At 71.9% G+C, this 20,346-nt stretch carries 16 protein-coding genes; 3 read left to right on the top strand and 13 right to left on the bottom strand.

Annotation, left to right across the window (positions count from 1 at the left end):
* Positions 1 to 59 precede the first annotated feature (59 nt).
* Positions 60 to 1,082 (bottom strand): LacI family DNA-binding transcriptional regulator, encoded by a 1,023-nt coding sequence (locus AC3RJ8_RS05275; protein WP_489714878.1) that lies wholly within the window; start codon positions 1,080 to 1,082, stop codon positions 60 to 62.
* A gap of 128 nt (positions 1,083 to 1,210) precedes the next feature.
* Between AC3RJ8_RS05275 and glgB the strand changes: the two genes are divergently transcribed.
* On the top strand, positions 1,211 to 3,427 hold the full coding sequence (gene glgB, locus AC3RJ8_RS05270) for a 1,4-alpha-glucan branching protein GlgB (RefSeq protein WP_489714877.1): 2,217 nt from the start codon (positions 1,211 to 1,213) through the stop codon (positions 3,425 to 3,427).
* A 3-nt stretch (positions 3,428 to 3,430) separates the two neighbouring features.
* On the opposite strand, the gene AC3RJ8_RS05265 is transcribed toward glgB, so the two are convergent.
* The 3 genes from AC3RJ8_RS05265 to AC3RJ8_RS05255 are packed head-to-tail and all read right to left on the bottom strand — an operon-like array spanning position 3,431 to position 6,996.
* Positions 3,431 to 4,378, bottom strand: coding sequence for a tetratricopeptide repeat protein (locus AC3RJ8_RS05265; RefSeq protein WP_489714876.1), 948 nt, complete (start codon positions 4,376 to 4,378; stop codon positions 3,431 to 3,433).
* Between the two features lie 48 nt (positions 4,379 to 4,426).
* A complete protein-coding gene (locus tag AC3RJ8_RS05260) occupies positions 4,427 to 5,500 on the bottom strand; it encodes a DUF8094 domain-containing protein (protein WP_489714875.1) in 1,074 nt (357 codons plus the stop codon).
* Positions 5,497 to 6,996, bottom strand: a complete 1,500-nt coding sequence (locus AC3RJ8_RS05255) for a hypothetical protein (protein WP_489714874.1) — start codon at positions 6,994 to 6,996, stop codon at positions 5,497 to 5,499. The genes AC3RJ8_RS05260 and AC3RJ8_RS05255 overlap by 4 nt, the downstream gene beginning before the upstream one ends.
* A 284-nt stretch (positions 6,997 to 7,280) precedes the next feature.
* Between AC3RJ8_RS05255 and AC3RJ8_RS05250 the strand changes: the two genes are divergently transcribed.
* The gene (locus AC3RJ8_RS05250) at positions 7,281 to 8,687 is read left to right on the top strand and encodes a coiled-coil domain-containing protein (RefSeq protein WP_489714873.1); all 1,407 of its coding nucleotides are present in this window, start codon (positions 7,281 to 7,283) and stop codon (positions 8,685 to 8,687) included.
* 76 nt (positions 8,688 to 8,763) lie between these two features.
* On the opposite strand, the gene AC3RJ8_RS05245 is transcribed toward AC3RJ8_RS05250, so the two are convergent.
* The 3 genes from AC3RJ8_RS05245 to AC3RJ8_RS05235 form a co-directional block, all read right to left on the bottom strand.
* Positions 8,764 to 9,552: an alpha/beta fold hydrolase gene (locus tag AC3RJ8_RS05245; protein ID WP_489714872.1), complete on the bottom strand. Its 789-nt coding sequence runs from the start codon at positions 9,550 to 9,552 to the stop codon at positions 8,764 to 8,766.
* A gap of 5 nt (positions 9,553 to 9,557) precedes the next feature.
* On the bottom strand, positions 9,558 to 10,298 hold the full coding sequence (locus AC3RJ8_RS05240; RefSeq protein ID WP_489715584.1) for an alpha/beta hydrolase: 741 nt from the start codon (positions 10,296 to 10,298) through the stop codon (positions 9,558 to 9,560).
* Positions 10,299 to 10,396: 98 nt separating this feature from the next.
* Positions 10,397 to 10,696, bottom strand: coding sequence for a hypothetical protein (locus AC3RJ8_RS05235; RefSeq protein ID WP_489714871.1), 300 nt, complete (start codon positions 10,694 to 10,696; stop codon positions 10,397 to 10,399).
* Between the two features lie 110 nt (positions 10,697 to 10,806).
* On the opposite strand from AC3RJ8_RS05235, the gene AC3RJ8_RS05230 reads away from it, so the two are divergent.
* Positions 10,807 to 11,787 (top strand): FKBP-type peptidyl-prolyl cis-trans isomerase, encoded by a 981-nt coding sequence (locus tag AC3RJ8_RS05230; protein ID WP_489714870.1) that lies wholly within the window; start codon positions 10,807 to 10,809, stop codon positions 11,785 to 11,787.
* Positions 11,788 to 12,040: 253 nt separating this feature from the next.
* Here the strand turns inward: AC3RJ8_RS05230 and nrdF are convergent, their stop codons facing one another.
* The 6 genes from nrdF to yicI all read right to left on the bottom strand — a co-directional run bounded on the left by nrdF (position 12,041) and on the right by yicI (position 20,320).
* Positions 12,041 to 13,021: a class 1b ribonucleoside-diphosphate reductase subunit beta gene (gene nrdF / locus AC3RJ8_RS05225; protein WP_489714869.1), complete on the bottom strand. Its 981-nt coding sequence runs from the start codon at positions 13,019 to 13,021 to the stop codon at positions 12,041 to 12,043.
* A 47-nt stretch (positions 13,022 to 13,068) separates the two neighbouring features.
* Positions 13,069 to 15,189 (bottom strand): class 1b ribonucleoside-diphosphate reductase subunit alpha, encoded by a 2,121-nt coding sequence (nrdE, locus tag AC3RJ8_RS05220; protein ID WP_489715583.1) that lies wholly within the window; start codon positions 15,187 to 15,189, stop codon positions 13,069 to 13,071.
* 50 nt (positions 15,190 to 15,239) lie between these two features.
* The gene (nrdI, locus tag AC3RJ8_RS05215) at positions 15,240 to 15,671 is read right to left on the bottom strand and encodes a class Ib ribonucleoside-diphosphate reductase assembly flavoprotein NrdI (protein WP_407317075.1); all 432 of its coding nucleotides are present in this window, start codon (positions 15,669 to 15,671) and stop codon (positions 15,240 to 15,242) included.
* 71 nt (positions 15,672 to 15,742) lie between these two features.
* The gene (gene nrdH, locus AC3RJ8_RS05210; RefSeq protein WP_106268877.1) at positions 15,743 to 15,985 is read right to left on the bottom strand and encodes a glutaredoxin-like protein NrdH; all 243 of its coding nucleotides are present in this window, start codon (positions 15,983 to 15,985) and stop codon (positions 15,743 to 15,745) included.
* Between the two features lie 586 nt (positions 15,986 to 16,571).
* Entirely contained in the window at positions 16,572 to 18,023 is a 1,452-nt protein-coding gene (locus AC3RJ8_RS05205; protein ID WP_489714868.1) for a GH1 family beta-glucosidase, read from the bottom strand.
* A complete protein-coding gene (gene yicI / locus AC3RJ8_RS05200; RefSeq protein ID WP_489714867.1) occupies positions 18,020 to 20,320 on the bottom strand; it encodes an alpha-xylosidase in 2,301 nt (766 codons plus the stop codon). Before yicI ends, AC3RJ8_RS05205 begins: the two co-directional genes overlap by 4 nt.
* Positions 20,321 to 20,346 lie beyond the last annotated feature (26 nt).

Here is a 20,346-nt window from a genome sequence, read left to right as displayed (position 1 = left end):
TAAGTAGTGCACGGTCAACCACCCCGTTCCCGCTGAGACCGATCCGTGACCCGCCGCGCTCAGGCGGCCGACGGCGCCGGGCCCGTCGAGCCCCGCACCTTCAGCTCGGGCGTCGCGTCGAGATAGCTCCCGTGCGGCGCGCCCTCCATGCGTTCGAACAGCCGCCGAGCCACGTGCGCGCCGTAGCTGGTGACGTCGTGGCTCAGGGCCGTGAGCTGCGGGAAGGCGGCCTCGCAGAGCGGGGAGTCGTCCCACGCCACGATCGACAGGTCCTGCGGGACCCGGAGACCCAGCTCGTGCGCCACCCCCAGGCCGGCGAGCGCCATGACGTCGTTGTCGAAGACGACCGCCGTGACCGGCTCGGGAGCCGTCAGCAGAGCCCGGGTGGCCGCGGCGCCCGCCTCGGGCGTGAAGTCCGCCCGCTCCACGCGGCCCACGAGGTCCGTGCCCCGCATCTCGTCGACGAACGCGAGGTCCCGGATGTGGGTGTGCCCGAACTCCTCCGTCCCCGAGACCCGCCCGATCCGCCGGTGGCCCAGCCCCTCGAGGAACCGCACGCACTCGCGCAGCGCGGAGGCGTCGTCCGTCCACACGGCGGTGACTCCGCCGGCCAGCGTCGGGTCGCCCACGACGACGGCGGGCAACGCGTCGGCATCGGTCAGCATCGGCAGCCGAGGGTCGTCCCGGCGGGGGTCCACCACCACCACGCCGTCCACCCGACGGGCGGCCCGCCAGCGCCGGTGCGCCGTGATCTCCGCGGCGACGTCGGGGACCACCTGCAGCAGCAGGCCGTACGAGCGCTCGGACAGCACCTGCTCGATGCCCGCGACGAACTGCATGTAGAACGACTCGAAGCCGAGCGTCTCGGGGGCACGGGCGAGGATCAGCCCCACCGTCTCGGCCCGCGCCCCGGACAGCGCGCGGGCCGCCTGGCTCGGCTGCCAGCCCATCTCCGCGGCGATCGCCAGGATGCGCTCGCGCGTCGTGGCCGAGACGCCGGGACGGTCGTTGAGCGCGTACGACACGGCTCCGGTCGACACCCCGGCGCGCTCGGCGATGTCGGCGATCGTGATGCGGGCCATTCCTCACCTCTCCTCGCCAGGATCGTACGTGCTCGCCCCACCGGCACGACGCGCCGCCCGCCACCGTTCTGCCCGGCACCGGCCCGGCCCCCCTGACAACTCCTCGTGGCGGTGGAAGGGTGGGGCACATGACACCCGAGCCCCCCGCCGTCGATCCCGAGGTCCTCACCGCCGTCGCGCAGGGCACCACGCACGACCCGCACTCCGTGCTGGGGCCGCACCTGCTCGACCCCGCCGCCGGCGCCTTCGCCGTGATCCGGGTGCTGCGCCCGCTCGCGGACGAGGTCGTGGTGGTCGTCACCGGCCCGGACGGGGCGACGACCGAGCACGCGGCCCGCCACGAGGCGGCCGGGGTGTGGTCCGTCGTCGTCCCCGTCCCGGTGGACGACGACGGCGGCCGCCACGCCCCCGACTACCGGGTCGGCTCCCGGTACGGCGACCACGTCTCCACGGTGGACGACCCCTACCGGTTCCTGCCGTCGCTGGGCGAGATGGACCTGCACCTGATCGGCGAGGGGCGCCACGAGACCCTCTGGCAGGTGCTCGGCGCGAACCCGAAGACCTACCCCGCGGCGGGCGGGGACATCACGGGCACGTCGTTCGCCGTGTGGGCCCCGAACGCCCGCGGCGTCCGCCTCGTGGGCGACCACAACCGCTGGTCGGCGGTGCACCCGATGCGGTCGCTCGGTTCCAGCGGCGTGTGGGAGATCTTCGTCCCGGGCGTCGGTGCCGGCACCCGCTACAAGTACGAGATCTGCGGCCCGGACGGCACCTGGCGCGCCAAGGCCGACCCCCTGGCCAAGGCGACCGAGACGCCGCCGGCGACGGCCTCCGTCGTCGCGCGGAGCGAGCACACCTGGGGCGACGACGCGTGGATGGCACGGCGTGCGTCGACCGACCCGCACGGCGGGCCGATCAGCGCCTACGAGGTGCACCTGGCATCGTGGCGACCGCACCTCGGCTACCGGGAGCTCGCCGAGGAGCTGACGGCCTACGTCGTCGAGCAGGGTTTCACCCACGTCGAGCTCATGCCGGTGGCCGAGCACCCGTTCGGCGGCTCGTGGGGCTACCAGGTGACCGGCTACTTCGCGCCCACCGCGCGGCTCGGGACCCCCGACGACTTCCGGTACCTCGTCGACCGGCTCCACCAGGCGGGCATCGGCGTCATCCTCGACTGGGTGCCCGCGCACTTCCCCCGCGACGAGTTCGCCCTCGCCCGGTTCGACGGGACGCCCCTGTACGAGCACCCCGACCCCCGCCGCGGCGAGCAGCCGGACTGGGGCACACTCGTGTTCGACTTCGGCCGGCCCGAGGTGCGCAACTTCCTCGTGGCCAACGCCACCTACTGGTTCGAGGAGTTCCACGCCGACGGCCTGCGCGTGGACGCCGTCGCCTCCATGCTCTACCTCGACTACTCGCGCGAGGAGGGCGGCTGGACGCCCAACGTCCACGGCGGACGCGAGAACCTCGAGGCCATCTCGTTCCTGCAGGAGGCGAACGCCACGGCCTACCGGCGCAGCCCCGGCGTCATGATGATCGCCGAGGAGTCCACGGCGTTCCCGGGTGTCACCCGCCCCACCGACTCCGGCGGACTCGGGTTCGGCCTGAAGTGGAACATGGGCTGGATGAACGACTCCCTGCGCTACATGGCCAAGGACCCGATGTACCGCAGCCACCACCACGGCGAGCTGACCTTCTCGCTCGTCTACGCGTTCTCCGAGCAGTACGTCCTGCCGATCAGCCACGACGAGGTGGTGCACGGCAAGGGGTCGCTGCTGCGCAAGATGCCCGGCGACCGCTGGCAGCAGCTCGCCGGGGTGCGCGCCTTCCTCACCTACCAGTGGACGCACCCCGGCAAGCAGCTGCTGTTCATGGGCTCCGAGTTCGCCCAGGAGGCCGAGTGGGACGAGGGCCGGGGCCTCGACTGGTGGCACCTGGACGACGCCGGGCACGCCGGCGTCCAGCGAGCGGTCCGGGACCTCAACGCCCTCTACCGCGCCACGCCCGCGCTGTGGCAGCGCGACTTCGACGGTTCCGGCTTCGAGTGGATCGAGGCCGACGACGCCGCCCGCAACGTGCTCGCGTACGTGCGGCGCGCCGCGGACGGCGAACCCGTCGTCGTGGTCGTCAACTTCGCGGGGGTCCCCCACGAGGGCTACCGGATCGGGCTGCCCGACGGCGGCACGTGGGTCGAGGCGTTCTGCTCGGACGCGCTCGACTACGGCGGCTCCGGCGTGGTCAACATCGGCGAGCTGCACGCCGAGCGCACCTCGTGGCACGGTCGGGAGCACTCCCTCGCCCTGCGCGTCCCCCCGCTCGGCGGTCTCGTGCTGCGCCGGGCGTAGCCGTCAGTAGAGGTACATCGCCAGGTGGCGACGGGCCTTGCCCACGCGCGGGTCGGAGACGCCGACGACCTCGAAGTACTCGACGAGCCGGGTGCGGAGCTTCTCCTTGCCGTCGTCATCGGCCGCCGGGAGGAGCTCGAGGAGCCGGGCGAAGGCGTCGTCGACCTTGCCACCGAGCATGTCGAGGTCGGCCACGGCGAGCTGTGCGTCGACGTCGGACGGTGCGTCCGCGGCCGCCGTCCGGACCTGCTGCAGGTCAGCGCCACGGGTGCGCTGCATGAGTCCCACCTGGGCGAGGCCCGCGACGGCCTGGGCGTCCTTCGGGTCCTGCTTGAGCGCCTTGGTGTAGGCCGCGGCGGCGCCGTCGAGGTCGTCCCGCTCGATCGCGTCGTACGCCTCCTGGTGCAGCGGCGGCAGCGGCTCCTCCGGCTCCTCGACCGGCTCGTCGGCGACCGGCGCCGACCCGTCCTGCGCCGGGGCGCGACCTGTCACGCCGTTCTGCTCAGCGGCCGCGAGGAGCTGGTCGAGGACACCGCGGACCTGCTCGGCCGGCGCCCCGCCCGCGAAGAGCGGCACCGGCTGCCCCTGCAGGACGGCGACCACGGTGGGCACGCCCTCCGGCTGGAAGGCCGCGGCGATCTGCGGGTGGGCGTCGACGTCGAGGCGGCCCAGGAGGAACTTGCCGGCAAGCTCGTCGGCGATCGTGCCGAGCGTCGTGGCCAGGTCCGCGTTCGCCTGGTCGGTGGGCTTCCACAGCAGGACGACCACGAGGTACTTCGTGGAGTCCTGCACGACCTGCTGGAAGTTCTCCTCCGTGAGGTCGACGACGTACCCGCCGGCGGTGGGGGCGCCGCCGGGCTCGCCGGGGGGCGGAGACTGCGGGCGGTTCAGCGCGGACAGGTCGACGGCGCCGCGCGGGCTGAAGCTCGGTTCGGGCACGGGGTTGCTCATGTGCTCATCCTACGAAGAAGTGCTGGTGGGTGGGACGGGCCCGGGAGGTCATTCCTCGGCGTCCTCGCGATCGGTGTTCCGCTCCTTCGGGATCTCGTTCGCCGCGTCGACCATGTCGTGGGCGTAGCCGAGCGGGCGGATCTGCTCCTCGGACTCCGCCGGCGGGATGTACAGCGCCACCTGGTCGGTGTACTCCATGTACAGCTCGTTGGTCTCGTCCGCACCGTCCAGGAGCGCGGTCTGGGTGTTGGTGAACGCCGGGATGACGCCGTCCTCCTCCACGTCGAGCCGCGCGTTGCCGTCGAGGACGCCCATGACGACGGCACCGCCGTCGGACGTGCGCACCGCGAGCGGCTCCTCGCGCGGGGCGTACGTCAGGCGGTAGCGCCCGTCGGCCGCCTCGAAGTTCTCCGCCCCGCGCACGTTGCGGGCGTCGGCCTGGACCCGCTTGACCAGGTCCTGGCTGTCCTCGGGCAGCGCGAACGTGTCCGCGTGCTCGGAGTCGTCGGGCCCCTTCTGGACCAGGTCGGCGTACCGGGTGATCGCCTCGGTGGGCGTCATCACGAGCGTGTCGTCGTCCGGGGCGACCGCTTCGGAACCGATCGCCTCGGGATCGGCGAAGTTCGGCATCGTGGTGCCCGGGATCAGCTGGACCCAGGACCACAGCTTGTAGTTCTCGCGGGCCGACTCCTGCTGGTAGGCGACCATCCGCGGGACCTCGAGGTTCTCCGTCGGCTGGGTGATGGTGTAGCTGACCCGCGGCCACGTCTCGGTGGTCGGCACGATCATCGCCGCGAGGTCCGTGGGGATGTCGGTGATCAGCGAGTCGTCGTCACGCGCCGCGGCCACCTGGATCTGGCTCTTGCGCACCTCGAACGCCGGTCCGGCGACACGATCGCGCAGCAGCTTCGGCTCCTCCTCGGTCGCCGCCTCGTCCAGGGCGGCCGCGACGTCCTCCACCACGGCCCCCTCCTGCTCGACGGTCAGCACCGGGCCGGTGAACGGGTCGTCCGCCGTGGGCGTCGGCAGCTCCTGGGCACAGCCCGCGAGGAGCGCGGCGGTGGCCGCGACCCCGACGGCGGCGGTCGTGCGACGCACGGCGCGCGGGTTCGTGGCGGTCATCGGGTCCCCTCCTCGTTCGGGTCGTCGTGGGGCGCTTGCTGCCCGGTGGCCGTGGCGTCGAAGCCCCAGGTCTCGCGCCACGCGGCGGCGCGACGTCCAGGGGCCGCCGAAGGCTCGGCGACCTCCGGCGGGGCCGCATCGGCGGGCGGGACCACCGGCGTCTGGCCGGTCAGGGCACGCAGCGCCCGGCCCATGCCCGACGGCGCGTTCGCCCGGCGCTCCTCCTCCTGCCGGCGCAGCTCGCGCCGTGTCAGCGGCCGTCCGTCGGGAAGCGTCTTCTGCGAGCCCGTGGCGGTGGGCTCCGCGTGCCCGGGGGCGGCGTCCGGGGACGCCGACTCCGTCGCGGTGTCGTCAAGGGCCGGTTCCGGCGCCGAGCGGGTGCGGCGCAGGCGCGAACGCCGCGAGAAGCGACCGGCGACGGGCACCGGTGCGGTGCCGGAGCCCTCCTGCTCGGTGGTGTCCTCGAAACCCTGCGGGGTGCCGTGTCCGTCGTCGGACGAGTGCTCGGTCGGCGACGTCGGCGGCACGTCCGGCGGACCGACGGTGCTCGGGCCGACGGGCGAGACGGCGGTCTGGGCCGGGTCCGGTCGCACGGCCACCGCCGGCCAGGCCGCCCCGGCGGCCGGTCCGGCCCACGAGGGCCCACCGGCCGTGTCCGCCGCGGGAGCGGCGGGTGCCGCGGGCGAGTCCGGCGACGCGGGCGAGTCCGGCGAGGTCGGGCTGTCCGCCGCCGCGGCCGCACCGCCGGGCGCCGGCGAGCGGCGATCGCCGCGCGACGGCCGGCGACGCCGTCCGACGATCAGCAGCACGATGCCCGCCAGCAGCAGCACGCCGCCGATCCCGACGGCGGGCCACAGCAGCGGCGTGCTGACCTCCCGCTCCCAGGTGAGCTCGAGCGTCGGGGCCACGGCCTCCTGGGCGGTTGCCTCCGCGTCGCTGCTCTCGGCGTCGGCGTCCTCGCCGTCCTCCGCGGGCGCGGCGCCGGTCCCGGCGGCCAGCAGGACCCACGGTCCGGGACGGTCGTTCCAGCGCAGGCTGACCTCCTCCGCGGCGGAGAGCTCCGTGAGCCACATGTCCGAGCCCGCGGGGTCCGCCGGCTCGGCGGGCTCCGCCTCCTCGGACTCCTCGGACTCCTCGGCCTCGGCGTCCTCGGTGTCCTCCGCGGCCGTCACGGCCGACGTCGAGAGGGTCTCCCAGTCCGCCAGCCCGGTCACCCGTGCGTAGGGGTCGTCCCCGAGCCAGCCGAGCACGTCGACGTCGCGGCCGACGACGACGGTGACCTCCTGGCCCGCCGGGACGGAGGCGGTGACGGTGACGTCGTCGTCGACGAGGTCGAGGACCCCGGGGTCGGTGACGATCATCGTGCCGTCACCGACGGGCCGGGCGGTCGCGACGACCGTGTCCGACTCGCGCAGGACGGTCGCCGTGGCGACCCCGAACGCGATGGCGGCGAGGCCGGCGACGACCAGGACGGCACCGAGAATGCGTTGCAGCACCAAGCTTCCCTTCGACGTGAGACACCTCAGGATAAGGAGGTGTGGCGATCGGCCCGGACCACGAGGGCACCTGGGCCGGATCGGTTCACGAACCCTTCACGAGTCCGGTACCAGCGTCCTCGAGCCTCCCACGGCTGCGGGCCTCACGACCACCGCACCGCCCCTCGCACCGCGGTGATCTTTCCGTTTCGCGAGGAACGAACCCCTCGTTCGGGTGTCGGAGGCTCCACGTGACGTCTATCCTGGCCGGAGCCTCGGCACCCACGACAGACGGAGGTCTTCACGTGTCCGACGAGCGCACGCTCTTCCCGATCACCATGCGTGGTTACGACCGCGCCGCGGTCGAGAACCAGATCTCCCGCCTCGAGCAGGCCGTCGAGGAGGCTCGACGCAACGTCGAGGCGACGGACGCCCGCGCCATGCAGCTCTCCTCCGAGCTCGCCGAGGCGCACCGCCAGCTGCGGGAGAACGACAAGCCGTCCTACGCAGGTCTCGGCGCCCGTGCCGAACGGCTCCTGCGGTCGGCCGACGAGCAGGCCGCCGAAGTCCTCACGCAGGCCAACCAGCAGGCCTCGGACGTCATGGCACGCGCCAAGCTGGCCGCCGGGCAGGTGCGCCAGCGGGCCGAGACCGAGGCGTCCGAGCTGCTGTCGAGCGCACGGCGCGAGGCCGAGGAGATCCGTTCGACCACCGCCTCGGAGGCGGAGGGCACGCTGCAGGGCGCCCAGCGCCGCGCGGAGGAGCTCGTCGGCTCGGCCGAGCGCGAGTCCGCGCTCATCATGAGCACCCTCACCACCGAGGAGAGCGAACGGCGCGCCGGGCTCGAGCGGGAGATCGGCACCCTGCGCTCGACCGCCGAGCGCGAGGTCACCGAGGCACGCGTCACCGCGGACCGCGAGGTCGCACAGCTCCGGGCCGAGGCCGCCGCGGAGTCGGCCGCGCTGCGCGAGGAGGCGGAGCGGGAGTCCAACGACCTGCTCGAGCGCACCCGCACCGAGGCCGCGCGCATCGTCGCGGAGGCCAAGCACCAGGCCGCCGAGGCCGCCAACGCCGTCACCGCCGAGCTCGAGGACCTCCGCGAGCGGGCCCGCCGGACGCTCTCGGACGCCGAGCTCGAGGTCGCCCAGAAGCGCGAGCAGGTGGAGACCGAGGCGGCCGAGCGGCACGAGGTCGCCCGGGCCGAGACCGAGCGGCTCGTCAGCGCCGCCGAGGAGCACGCCGCGGAGGCGGAGAAGCGGGTCGCCATCGCCCTGCAGCAGGCCGACCAGGTCCGCAGCGAGTCCGACACGTACGTCAAGGAGCTCGTCGCCGACGCACGCCGCACCGCCGACGCGATCGTGGCGGAGGCCCGCACGTTCGCCGAGCAGACGGTCTCCGACGCCCAGGCCGAGGCCGAGCAGAGCCGCACGACGGCGGAGCGGCAGCTCGAGGACCTCACGCGGCGGCACGACTCGATCAACTCCTACCTCGAGGAGCTGCGCAGCCTCCTCGGGACCGAGAAGTCGTCCGGCGAGACCCCCGTGGAGACAATCGCCGCGCCGGCCGAGCTGCGGTCCGTCGAGAGCTCGGAGAGCCCCACGGCCGAGGGTGCCCTCGACCAGACGCCCGCGCAGCGGGCCCGGGCGGCATCCGCCCAGTCCGCCGAGGACGACGCTTCGTCCAGCGACGAGACGGCGGCCAGCCGCGCCTGACCCGGCGCGGGCGGCGGCTCCGCCGTCACGGGCGCACCGCCGTCACGGGCGCACCGCCGTCACGGGCGCACCGCCGTCACGGGCGCTGGGCGCGCTCGTGCAGGTCGGCGAGGGCCTTCGCCACCACGTCCGGCTCCTCCACCGTGCTGAGGTGGGCCGCGTTCGGCACGACGGTGAGCGTCGCCGCCGGCGCGGCGTCGGCCATGTGGTGGGCGTCCTCGAGGGGCGTCACGTGGTCCTCGGCGCCGACCACGACGGCGACCGGCCCGGTGAAGGACCGCAGGACGTGCGTGCGGTCCGGGCGGGCGGCCATCGCCCGTTGCGCCCAGGCGACCCCGGCGACCGACTGCGAACGGATCCAGGCGTAGACGGTCGCGTAGAGCTCCCGCCGCTCCAGCTCGGAGGTGGGCCCGAGGAGCTTGGACGGCATCCCCATCACGGCGTCGAGGGTCTGCGAGCCGGTGACGGCGGCCGCCACCTGCCGCCGCGTGTCGCGAGCGGCGTCGTCGTCGGCGGTGGACTTGGTGTCGACGAGACCGAGACCGTGCACGAAGCCCGGGTGACGCTCCGCGAGAGCGAGCGCCACGTAGCCGCCCATCGACAGCCCGACCACGACGGCGTTGCCCTCGCCCTGCTCGCGCAGCGTGGTGTGCACGAGGTCGGCCGCGGCGTCCAGGCTCGGCGGGAGCTGGCCGAGGTCGCTGTGCCCGTGCCCCGGCAGGTCGACGGCGATGACGCGCACCCCGGGCGGGAGCCGGTCGACCGTGGAGGCCCACATGCGGTGGTCGAGCGGGAAGCCGTGCAGCAGCACCAGGGGCACGCCGGCACCGTCACGCAGCAGGTAGGTCGCCAGGGTCGGGGTCATCGTCCTCATCCTCTCGTCGTGACCGGAGCGACGTCCGAGGCGTGCTGCACCTCGCCGTCGTGGTGCGTGGGCAGCGGGGCGTGGCCCGGCAGCACGTGCTGGACGATCTCGTCGAGCACGCGTCGCACGGCCGGCTCCCCCACCCACAGGTGCTTGGCGCCGTCCACCCCGATCACCTCGGCCTGCGGGACGCGCGCGAACCGCTCCCGCGCCTCGGCGGGCCGCAGGTAGTCGTCGTGCTCGGGAACGAGGACGACGAGCGGCTTGCCGAACTGTGCCCACCGGTCGAGATCGGCGTCGGTCGCCCGGTGCAGCGGCGGGGAGAGCAGGATCGCGCCCTCGATGCTGGGGTCCGCGCCGTGCTTGAGCACCAGCTCGGTGCCGAACGACCAGCCGACCAGCCAGGGGCGCGGCAGCTCGCGGAACTCGGCGAGCTCCAGCGCGGCCGCGACGTCGTAGCGTTCCGCGTCACCGCCGTCGAACTCCCCCTCGGAGGTGCCGCGCGGGGACGACGTGCCGCGCGTGTTGAAGCGCAGCACGGCCAGGTCGGCGAGCTCGGGCAGCCGCCAGGCCGCCTTGCGGTAGACGTGCGAGTCCATGTACCCGCCGTGCGTGGGCAACGGGTGCAGGGTGAGCAGGCTCGCGACCGGTTCCCGTCCCGCCGGCAGGGCGAGCTCACCGACGAGCGTGAGCCCGTCGGCGGTGTGCAGCTCGACGTCCTCGCGCCGCGCGGGCAGCACGGTCATCGAGCGGATCTGGTGGCCGGTGGTGGCGTCGTCGTTCACCCTTCCACCCTAGTTCGGGCTGCGGCTCTCGCCCGCCCAGCCCGCTGTGGCCGGCCAGGTCAGCGCAGGCGCTCGCGCCGTTCCCAGCACGAGGAGTGCCAGTGCCGCCGTGCCTCGAGCCCGGCCTGCTCGCCACCGAGCGCGTCGCGTGCCCACGCGACCACGTGCGGCGTGCCGGGCGGGATCTGCTGGTGGCAGGTGGGACAGACGTAGGCCTTCTCGCTGCCGCGCACCCGGCGCACCGTCCACTCGCCGTCACCGGCGCTGACGTGCCGTACCCCGCCGAGGGCTCGGTCCAGGTCGAGGGGCTGGTGATCCGCACCCCACGGGCGCTTCCGGGACGGTCGACGCGACGGCATGTCTTCCATTGTCACGCCTCCGTCCCGCGGCCCGCACCGGACCTGTGAATCCCGCCCAGGTTCGGCCGCTAGAGTGTCTAGGATCCCACCTTTCGATCGAAGGACACCCTGTGAAGCTCCGTACCTCCGCCGGCGCGACAGGCGTCGTGCTGGCCGCCTCTCTCGCACTGGCGGGCTGCGCCGACGACGGCGCCGGACCCGAGGAGAACTCGCCGTCGGCCGAGGCCTCTGCCGAAGCCTCGGAGTCGGCTGACGCCACCCAGCCGTCCGAGCCCACCGAGGCGGACATCGCCGCCGTGGAGGCCATCGAGGTCACCGGTGAGGCGGGCGCCGAGCCCGAGCTCTCCTTCGACTCGATCGAGGTCTCCGTGCCCACCACGGTCACCGTGGACGCTGGTGACGGTGCCGAGCTCGCCGAGGGCATGAAGGTCACCATGCAGTACGTCGCGTACGACGCCGCGGGCGAGCGCGTCGGTTCCACGTGGGAGAACGACTCCCCGGAGAGCTTCACGCTCGGCGACGAGCGCTACTCGGTCCTCACCGAGCCGCTGGTCGGCCAGGCCGTCGGGACGCGGCTCCTCATCGCCAACCCGACCATGGACGCGCAGAACCAGCCGTCCACCGTGGTGAACCTCATCGAGATCACCGACGCCGTCGAGATCCCGTCCCGCGCCGAGGGCGAGGCCGTCGAGCCCGCCGAGGGCCTGCCCACCGTCACGCTCGGCGACGACGGCGCACCCTCGGTCGAGATCCCGGACGGCTACGAGGCCCCGGACGAGCTCGTCGCCCAGACCCTGATCGAGGGCGACGGCGAGGAGGTCGCCGCCGAGCAGACGGTGATCGCCCACTACACCGGCTGGACGCTGGACGGCGAGGTCTTCGACTCGTCCTGGGAGCGGGGCGAGCCGTCGTCGTTCTCCCTGCAGCAGGTCATCCCGGGCTGGACCGACGGGATCTCCGGCCAGACCGTGGGCAGCCAGGTGCTGCTGGTGATCCCCGCCGAGCAGGCCTACGGCGCCGAGGCGAACGAGAGCAACGAGCTCGCCGGCGAGGACCTCATCTTCGTCGTCGACATCCTCGACGCCGAGTGATCCACCCCGGGTGATTCACCCCGGGCCAAGGCGCCCGGCATGACGCACGGCGGGTCCTCGCTCCACGCGAGGGCCCGCCGTGCGTCATCGTCCGGGCGCTGCCGCCGAGGTAGCGCAGCCCGGCGCGAAGTAGCGCAGCCCGGCGCGAGGTAGCGCCCACGAGAGAGCCGGCACGCCAAGAGGCCCGGCACCGCAGACTCTGCGGTGCCGGGCCTCTGGTCGGCCGAAGCGCGCTGCTGAGCTCCTGGGAGTCTCAGAAGTCCCAGTCGTCGTCCTCGGTGTGGACCGCCTTGCCGATGACGTACGAGGATCCCGACCCGGAGAAGAAGTCGTGGTTCTCGTCCGCGTTCGGGCTCAGTGCCGCGAGGATCGCCGGGTTCACGTCCGTCTCGTCCTTGGGGAACAGCCCCTCGTAGCCCAGGTTCATCAGGGCCTTGTTGGCGTTGTACCGCAGGAACTTCTTGACGTCCTCGGTCAGCCCCAGCTCGCCGTAGAGCGCGTCGGTGTACTCGACCTCGTTCTCGTACAGCTCGAAGAGGAGCTCGAAGGTGTACGCCTTCATCTCGTCCTGCTCGGCCGAGGTGAGCTTGGCCAGGCCCTTCTGGAACTTGTAGCCGATGTAGTACCCGTGCACGGCCTCGTCGCGGATGATGAGGCGGATGAGGTCGGCGGTGTTGGTCAGCTTGGCGCGGCTGGACCAGTACATCGGCGCGTAGAAGCCCGAGTAGAACAGGAACGACTCGAGCATGGTCGAGGCGACCTTGCGCTTGAGCGGGTCGTCGCCGCGGTAGTAGTCGAGGACGATCTCCGCCTTGCGCTGCAGGGCAGGGTTCTCCTCGGACCAGGCGAAGGCCTCGTCGATCTCCTTGGTCGAGATGAGCGTGGAGAAGATCGAGGAGTAGCTCTTGGCGTGCACGGACTCCATGAACGCGATGTTGGTGTACACCGCCTCCTCGTGGGGCGTGATCGCGTCCGGGATGAGGGACACCGCCCCGACCGTGCCCTGGATCGTGTCCAGCAGCGTCAGGCCGGTGAACACGCGCGTGGTCATCAGCTTCTCGGCCTTCGACAGCGTGTTCCACGACTGGATGTCGTTGGACACCGGCACCTTCTCGGGCAGCCAGAAGTTGCCGACCAGGCGGTCCCAGACCTCGAGGTCCTTCTCGTCCTGGACGCGGTTCCAGTTGATCGCGCTGACGCGGTCGATGAGCTTGAGCTGTCCGGTGGGTGCCATGGCGGGTTCCTTCGTCGTGCGCAACAGGTCAGGGGTGGAGCGGTGTGTCAGAGCATGCAGCTGACGCAGCCCTCGATCTCGGTCCCCTCGAGCGCCAGCTGTCGCAGGCGGATGTAGTAGAGCGTCTTGATGCCCTTGCGCCAGGCGTAGATCTGCGCCTTGTTGACGTCCCGGGTGGTCACGGTGTCCGGGAAGAACAGCGTCAGCGACAGGCCCTGGTCGACGTGCTGGGTGGCCGCCGCGTAGGTGTCGATGATCTTCTCGTAGCCGATCTCGTACGCGTCCTGGTAGTACTCCAGGTTGTCGTTCGTCATGTACGGCGCCGGGTAGTACGCGCGACCGAGCTTGCCTTCCTTGCGGATCTCGATCTTGGCGGCCACCGGGTGGATCGACGACGTCGAGTTGTTGATGTAGCTGATCGACCCCGTCGGCGGCACGGCCTGCAGGTTCTGGTTGTACAGCCCGTGCTCCATGACCGAGGCCTTGAGCGCACGCCAGTCGTCCTGCGTCGGGAGGTGCACGCCGGCCTCGGCGAAGAGCTCGGCGACCCGACCCGTGGCGGGCTTCCACTCGGCCTCGGTGTACTTGTCGAAGTACTCGCCGGAGGCGTACGTGGACTCCTCGAACCCGCCGAACGCGCGCCCCCGCTCCTTCGCGAGCCGGTTGGAGGCCGCGATCGCGTGATACGCGACAGTGTAGAAGTACATGTTCGTGAAGTCGATGCCCTCGTCGGACCCGTAGTAGATCCGCTCGCGGGCGAGGTAGCCGTGCAGGTTCATCTGGCCCAGGCCGATCGCGTGCCCGAGCTCGTTGGCCTTCTTGATCGACGGCACCGACTCGATGCTCGTCTGGTCGGAGACCGCGGTCAGCGCACGGATCGCGGTGTCGATGGTGTGCCCGAAGTCCGGCGAGTCCATCGTCCTGGCGATGTTCAGCGAGCCGAGGTTGCAGGAGATGTCCCGGCCGACCTCGTCGTAGGACAGGTCCTCGTGGAACGTCGACGTGGTAGAGACCTGCAGGATCTCCGAGCACAGGTTCGAGTGGGTGATGCGCCCGGCGATCGGGTTCGCCCGGTTCACGGTGTCCTCGAACATGACGTACGGGTAGCCGGACTCGAACTGCAGCTCGGCGATCGTCTGGAAGAAGTCGCGGGCCTTGATCGTCGTGGACCGGATCCGGTCGTCGGCGACGAGCTCGTCGTACTTCTCCGTGATCGAGATGTCCGCGAACGGCTTGCCGTAGACGCGCTCGACGTCGTACGGGCTGAACAGGTGCATGTCCTCGTTGCGCTTGGCGAGCTCGAACGTGATGTCCGGGATCACGACACCCAGCGAGAGCGTCTTGATCCGGATCTTCTCGTCCGCGTTCTCCCGTTTGGTGTCGAGGAACCGCAGGATGTCCGGGTGGTGCGCGTGCAGGTACACCGCGCCGGCACCCTGGCGGGCGCCGAGCTGGTTGGCGTAGGAGAACGAGTCCTCCAGGAGCTTCATCACGGGGATGACGCCGGACGACTGGTTCTCGATGTGCTTGATCGGCGCGCCGTGCTCGCGCACGTTGCTCAGCAGCAGGGCCACGCCGCCACCGCGCTTGGAGAGCTGCAGGGCGGAGTTGATGCCGCGCGCGATGGACTCCATGTTGTCCTCGATACGCAGCAGGAAGCAGGACACGGGCTCGCCGCGCTGCGCCTTGCCGACGTTGAGGAAGGTCGGCGTGGCCGGCTGGAAGCGTCCGGAGATGACCTCGTCGACGATGTCGCGGGCCGTCTGCTCGTCGCCGTCGGCCAGGCCGAGCGCGACCATCGAGACACGGTCCTCGAAGCGCTCGAGGTACTTCTTCCCGTCGAACGTCTTGAGCGTGTACGACGTGTAGTACTTGAACGCGCCGAGGAACGACTCGAAGCGGAAGTCCGCGGCGTAGGCCCGCTGGAACAGCTCCTTGACGAAGGTGCGCGAGTACTTCGCGAGCACGGTCGGGTCATAGTACTTGTTGTCGACCAGGTGGTCGAGCTTCTCGTCGAGCGTGTCGAACTCGATCGTGTTGGGCAGCACGTGCTGCCGGAAGTAGGCGGAGGCCGCCTCGCGGTCCTTGTCGAACTGGATCGTGCCGTCCGGTCCGTACAGGTTCAGCATCGCGTTGAGCGCGTGGTAGTCGAGCTCCGACTGCTGCAGGGGCGCCGTGGCGGCGCCGTCCTGCGCCGGGGCGTCGGCGGAGGTCGCGCTCACGCCGAGATCAGTGACTGTCGTTGCCAAAATCGTCCCAATCCGTCACGGACGCGCTGGGCGTCCTCGGCCGTCCCGAGCAGCTCGAAGGCGTACAGGTACGGCACCTGGCACTTCGCCGAGATGATGTCGCCGGCGATGCAGTAGGCAGCGCCGAAGTTGGTGTTGCCCGCGGCGATGACGCCACGGATCAACGACCGGTTGTGCGTGTCGCCGAGGAATCGGCGGACCTGACGTGGCACCGATCCACCCTCGTTGCCCCCGCCGTAGGTGGGGACCATGAGGACGTACGGTTCGTCGACCGTCAGGAAGCCGTCGGCGGGGCGCAGCGGGATGCGGTGGACCGGCGTCCCGAGCTCCTCGAGCCCGAGACGCTGGACGAACCGGTGCGTGTTCTCCGAGACGCTGGAGAAGTAGACGAGCGACCCCATGTCACCCTCCCCCCGAAGGACGTGCAGTGTGCCTCGTCGGCCACGGACGCCACGGACGCCGCAGCCGGGTGTCAGGCCGAGACGGCCTGCTGCGCCGCGACGGCGCTGATCTGGTCGGGGCGGAAGCCCGACCAGTGCGTGTCGCCGGCGACGACGACGGGAGCCTGCAGGTAGCCGAGCCCGCGGACCATCTCGAGCGCCTCGGCGTCCTCGGTGATGTCCACGACGGTGTACTCCACGCCCTTGCGGTCGAGGGCGCGGTAGGTCGCATCGCACTGCACGCAGGCCGGCTTGCTGTAGACCGTGACGCTCATGTCGCACTCCCTGTCTCGCCGCCCGATCGGCGGTCGTCCGGTGTCATGTGTGGTGGTTCCTGACGGAGCTCCGCTCCCGCCGCCGCCGGTCCCCCGACGCCCTTGCCGGGAGCCTGTGACCAGTGACGACACCGGTGGAACTACGCCGATGTTGTTCACGCGGAGCCAGTGGCTTCCGCGTCCCACAAACACTACACCTAGTGTTCGGCGACCGCCTGCCCACGACATGTTGTGGTCGACACGGTCGTACTTACGCCTGTGTGATTCGCCCGGTATGGCCGTCGCGAGCCGTCCCGGAGCACCTGCGAGCATCGTCGCACGAGCGTGTGACACCCCCGGCCGTCCACCGCCCGGTCCACCGGCCGCGCACCGCGGGGAGCGCGCGCCGACGCGCCTGGACGGGCGTCGTCCACAGCCCGTGGACGACGCCCGTCCACACCTGTGCACGACGTCCGGGCACGGCCGCGGGCGGTCTCGGGCCGGCCCTCGGGAGCGTCCCTCAGATCTTCCTCACACCTGGCGCGCCCGGGCGTGTCGAGCACACCCGGGCGCGCCGCGCCGAACCCGCCACCGGAGGGCGCAGGAGTCAGGCCGTCGGGCCGGCCTCGAACACCGCAGGGATCCGGCCGGTCCGGGTGAGCCGGGCGTACCAGTACGCCGAGTCCTTCCAGGTGCGCTCACCGGTCGGGTAGTCCACGCGCAGCAGGCCGAACCGCTTGGAGTAGCCGTAGGCCCACTCGAAGTTGTCCATGAGCGACCACGCGAAGTAGCCGCGGACGTCGGCACCGGCGTCGATCGCCGCGGCGACGGCGGCCACGTGGTCGCGCAGGTACGCCACCCGCGCGACGTCGTGGACGCGGTCGATGCCCAGGGCCGGGTCCTCGACGACCTCGTCCTCGAACGCGGCCCCGTTCTCGGTGACGGCGAGCGCCTGGTCGGGGTACCGCTCGTGCAGCCCGAGCAGGAGCTCGGTCAGCCCGGCGGGCTCGACGTTCCAGCCCATGGCCGTGCGGGGGCCGGGCTGCGCCAGGAACTCGACGTCGTCGGCGGCGACCCAGGGCGAGACCGCGGTCGTCTTGTGCCCGTCGGCCCGCACTGGCTCACCCTCGCCGTCGAACCGGCGCACCCGGGTGGACGAGTAGTAGTTGACGCCCAGCACGTCGAGCGGCTGCCGCACGACGTCGAGGTCTCCGTCCTGCACGAACGACCAGTCCGTGACGCCCGCCGTGTCCGTCAGCACGTCGGCCGGGTAGGCGCCCTCGAGCAGCGGCCCGAGGAACACCCGGTTGGCGAGCCCGTCGACCTGGCGCACCGCGTCCGCGTCCGCCGCCGAGCCGGAGTCCGCGCGGAACACGTGCAGGTTGAGGGTGATGGAGCAGGCGGCCCCCGGGATCTCGTCGCGGATCGCGCGGACCGCGAGCCCGTGGGCGAGGTTGAGGTGGTGCACGGCGGCGAGCGCGGCGGCCGGCTCGGTCCGGCCCGGGGCGTGCACGCCCGAGGCGTACCCGAGGTAGGCCGAGCACCACGGCTCGTTGAGTGTGGTCCACAGCGCGACCCGGTCGCCGAGCTCTCGGGCCATCGCCCGGGCATAGTCCGCGAAGGCCTCCGCCGTCTCGCGCACGGCCCAGCCGCCGGCGTCCTCCAGCTCCTGGGGCAGGTCCCAGTGGTAGAGCGTGACGTACGGGGTGATGCCCCGCCCACGGAGCGCGTCGAGCAGGTTCCGGTAGAACTCGACGCCCTCGGCGTTCAACGGGCCACGACCACCGGGCTGGACGCGCGACCACGAGATGGACAGCCGGTAGGCGGTGACGCCCAGTCGGGCCAGGTGGTCCACGTCCTCGGCCCACCGGTGGTAGTGGTCGCAGGCGACGTCGCCGGTGTCGCCGCCCTGGACGGCACCGGGCACGCGGCACAGCGTGTCCCAGATCGACGGCCCGCGGCCACCCTCGGCCGCTGCCCCCTCGATCTGGTAGGCCGCGGTCGCGGTCCCCCACAGGAAGTCCGGCGGGAACTGGCCGGTGGTGCTGATGCTGCTCACAGGTGGATCCTCACTTCTCCCGGACCGTCTGCCTCGGTCCGCAGGCCACCGACCTGGACCGCCCATCGCGTGGGAGCGTTCCCACTCGAGACGACGACGGCGTCCTCGGTGCGTCGAACACGGAAGGTCGCCGGTGCGCCCTCGCCACCGGGCACACGGACCTCGGAGTCGTGACCGGCTGCCAGCTCCACGCAGTGCAGCGTCACGTCCTCGGCCCAGGCGTAGTCGGGACGGTCGGTGCGGGCCCCGACGGGGAGCACGCTACCCGGTCTAACGAACAGGGGCAGCGACGCGAACCCGTGTGTCTCGCCCACCCACCGCGGGCCGGTGACGACGGGCCCGTCGAGCGCCCCGCCGTCGGCCACCGCGCCGGGGTCGATCCGTGTCCATCGCCCCTCGGGCAGGTAGACGTCGGCGGTGCCGTCCTCGCGCAGCACGGGCGCCACCAGCAGCGCGCCACCCAGCATGTACTGCGTGTCGACGCCGAAGGTCGACCGGTCGCCGGGGAACTCCAGCACCATGGGACGCATCATCGGGGTGCCGGCAGCGACCACCTCCTCGGCGAGCGAGGCGAGGTACGGCATGAGGCGCATCTTCAGGTGCGTGAAGCGCCGGGCGACGTCCACGGCCTCCTCGTCGAACGCCCACGGCACGCGGTACGACGACGACCCGTGCAGCCGCGAGTGGCTCGACAGCAGGCCGAAGGCCAGCCACCGCTTGAAGACCCCCGCGTCAGGGGTGCCCTCGAACCCGCCGATGTCGTGGCTCCAGTAGCCGAACCCGGACATCGCCAGCGACAGCCCGCCGCGCAACGACTCGGCCATGGCCGCGAAGGTGGAGTCGCAGTCGCCGCCCCAGTGGACCGGCATCTGCTGGCCGCCGGTGGTGGCCGCCCGCGCGAAGACGACCGCCTCGCCCGTCCCCCGCCGGCGCTCGAGCAGCCCGAAGACCGCCTCGTTGTAGAGCTGTGCGTAGTAGTTGTGCATGCGCTGGGGGTCGGACCCGTCGTGCCAGACGACGTCGTCGACCGGTACGCGCTCGCCGAAGTCCGTCTTGAAGCAGTCGACGCCCTGGTCGAGCAGGCGCTCCAGGTGCCCGAGGTACCAGGCGGTCGCCTCCGGGTTGGTGAAATCCACCAGGCCCATCCCCGCCTGCCACATGTCCCACTGCCAGGTGCCGCCGTCGGCGGTGCGCAGCAGGTAGCCGCGCTCCGCGGCCTCGGCGAACAGCGGCGAGCGCTGCCCGACGTACGGGTTGATCCACGCGCTGACCTTCAGGCCGCGGTCGTGCAGGCGGGCGAGCATGCCCTCCGGGTCGGGGAACGTGCGCGGGTCCCACTCGAAGTCGCACCACTGGTACTCGCGCATCCAGAAGCAGTCGAAGTGGAAGACGCTCAGCGGCAGGTCCCGCTCGGCCATCCCGTCGATGAAGGACATGACGGTCCGCTCGTCGTAGTCCGTGGTGAACGACGTCGACAGCCACAGCCCGTAGGACCAGGCCGGCACGCGCGGCGGCCGGCCGGTGAGCGCCGTGTACCGGCGCAGCACGTCCTTGGGCTCCGGACCCGCGACGACGTGGTAGGTCAGCGACTGCCCTGGCACGGAGACCTGCACCCGGGAGCTCACCTCCGAGGCGATCTCCAACGAGACCTTCTCGGGCTGGTCCACGAACACGCCGTATCCCCCGCTGGTGAGGTAGAACGGGACGTTCTTGTACGCCTGCTCGCTGGACGTGCCGCCGTCGGCGTTCCACACGTCGACCTCCTGGCCGTTCTTGACGAACGGTCCGAACCGCTCCCCCAGGCCGTACACGTGCTCGCCGGGCGCGAGGGCGAGCTGCTCGTGCATCCAGTGCGAACCGTCGTCCGCGGTGATCGCCGCGACCGACTTCGGCAGGCTGGACGTCAGCACCCGGCCGTCGTGCTCGAAGTCCACGCGCCACGGGCCCTGCCGGTGCACGCGCACGGTCAGGCCGCCGGTCTCCAGCACCCCGGCCGTCTCGTCGACCTTCACCACGGGCACGAACCCGGGCTCACGGCGCAGCGCGAAGTCCGGGCCGCGTCGCACCCCTCCGGCGTGGTGCTCGACACGCACGGTGACCACGCCGGGAGCCGGCGAGGAGTACGTCAAGGTGAGCAACGGGCGGTTGAGGGTGTCGCCCCGGTGGCGGATGACGGCCGTCGGCGCGTAGACGGTCATCGTGCCCGCCGCCTCGTCGACCCGGACGTCGTCGACCTCGACGGCGTAGAGCGGGTCGATGCCGGGCCTGGACTGCCAGTAGCCGTCCGTGAACTTCATGGTCGCTTCACCTTCTGGTCGGTAGT

The organism is Isoptericola sp. MSGPD8_1_ISO-PGPR-S23-394 (assembly GCF_058072785.1).
This window is presented reverse-complemented; position numbering and strand designations above follow the sequence as displayed.

Coding starts and splice junctions, on each gene's coding strand:
- AC3RJ8_RS05275 (WP_489714878.1), bottom strand. CDS start 1,082: ATGGCCCGCATCACGATCGCCGACATCGCCGAGCGCGCCGGGGTGTCG.
- glgB (WP_489714877.1), top strand. CDS start 1,211: ATGACACCCGAGCCCCCCGCCGTCGATCCCGAGGTCCTCACCGCCGTC.
- AC3RJ8_RS05265 (WP_489714876.1), bottom strand. CDS start 4,378: ATGAGCAACCCCGTGCCCGAACCGAGCTTCAGCCCGCGCGGCGCCGTC.
- AC3RJ8_RS05260 (WP_489714875.1), bottom strand. CDS start 5,500: ATGACCGCCACGAACCCGCGCGCCGTGCGTCGCACGACCGCCGCCGTC.
- AC3RJ8_RS05245 (WP_489714872.1), bottom strand. CDS start 9,552: ATGACCCCGACCCTGGCGACCTACCTGCTGCGTGACGGTGCCGGCGTG.
- AC3RJ8_RS05240 (WP_489715584.1), bottom strand. CDS start 10,298: ATGACCGTGCTGCCCGCGCGGCGCGAGGACGTCGAGCTGCACACCGCC.
- AC3RJ8_RS05235 (WP_489714871.1), bottom strand. CDS start 10,696: ATGCCGTCGCGTCGACCGTCCCGGAAGCGCCCGTGGGGTGCGGATCAC.
- nrdF (WP_489714869.1), bottom strand. CDS start 13,021: ATGGCACCCACCGGACAGCTCAAGCTCATCGACCGCGTCAGCGCGATC.
- nrdI (WP_407317075.1), bottom strand. CDS start 15,671: ATGGGGTCGCTCGTCTACTTCTCCAGCGTCTCGGAGAACACGCACCGG.
- nrdH (WP_106268877.1), bottom strand. CDS start 15,985: ATGAGCGTCACGGTCTACAGCAAGCCGGCCTGCGTGCAGTGCGATGCG.
- yicI (WP_489714867.1), bottom strand. CDS start 20,320: ATGAAGTTCACGGACGGCTACTGGCAGTCCAGGCCCGGCATCGACCCG.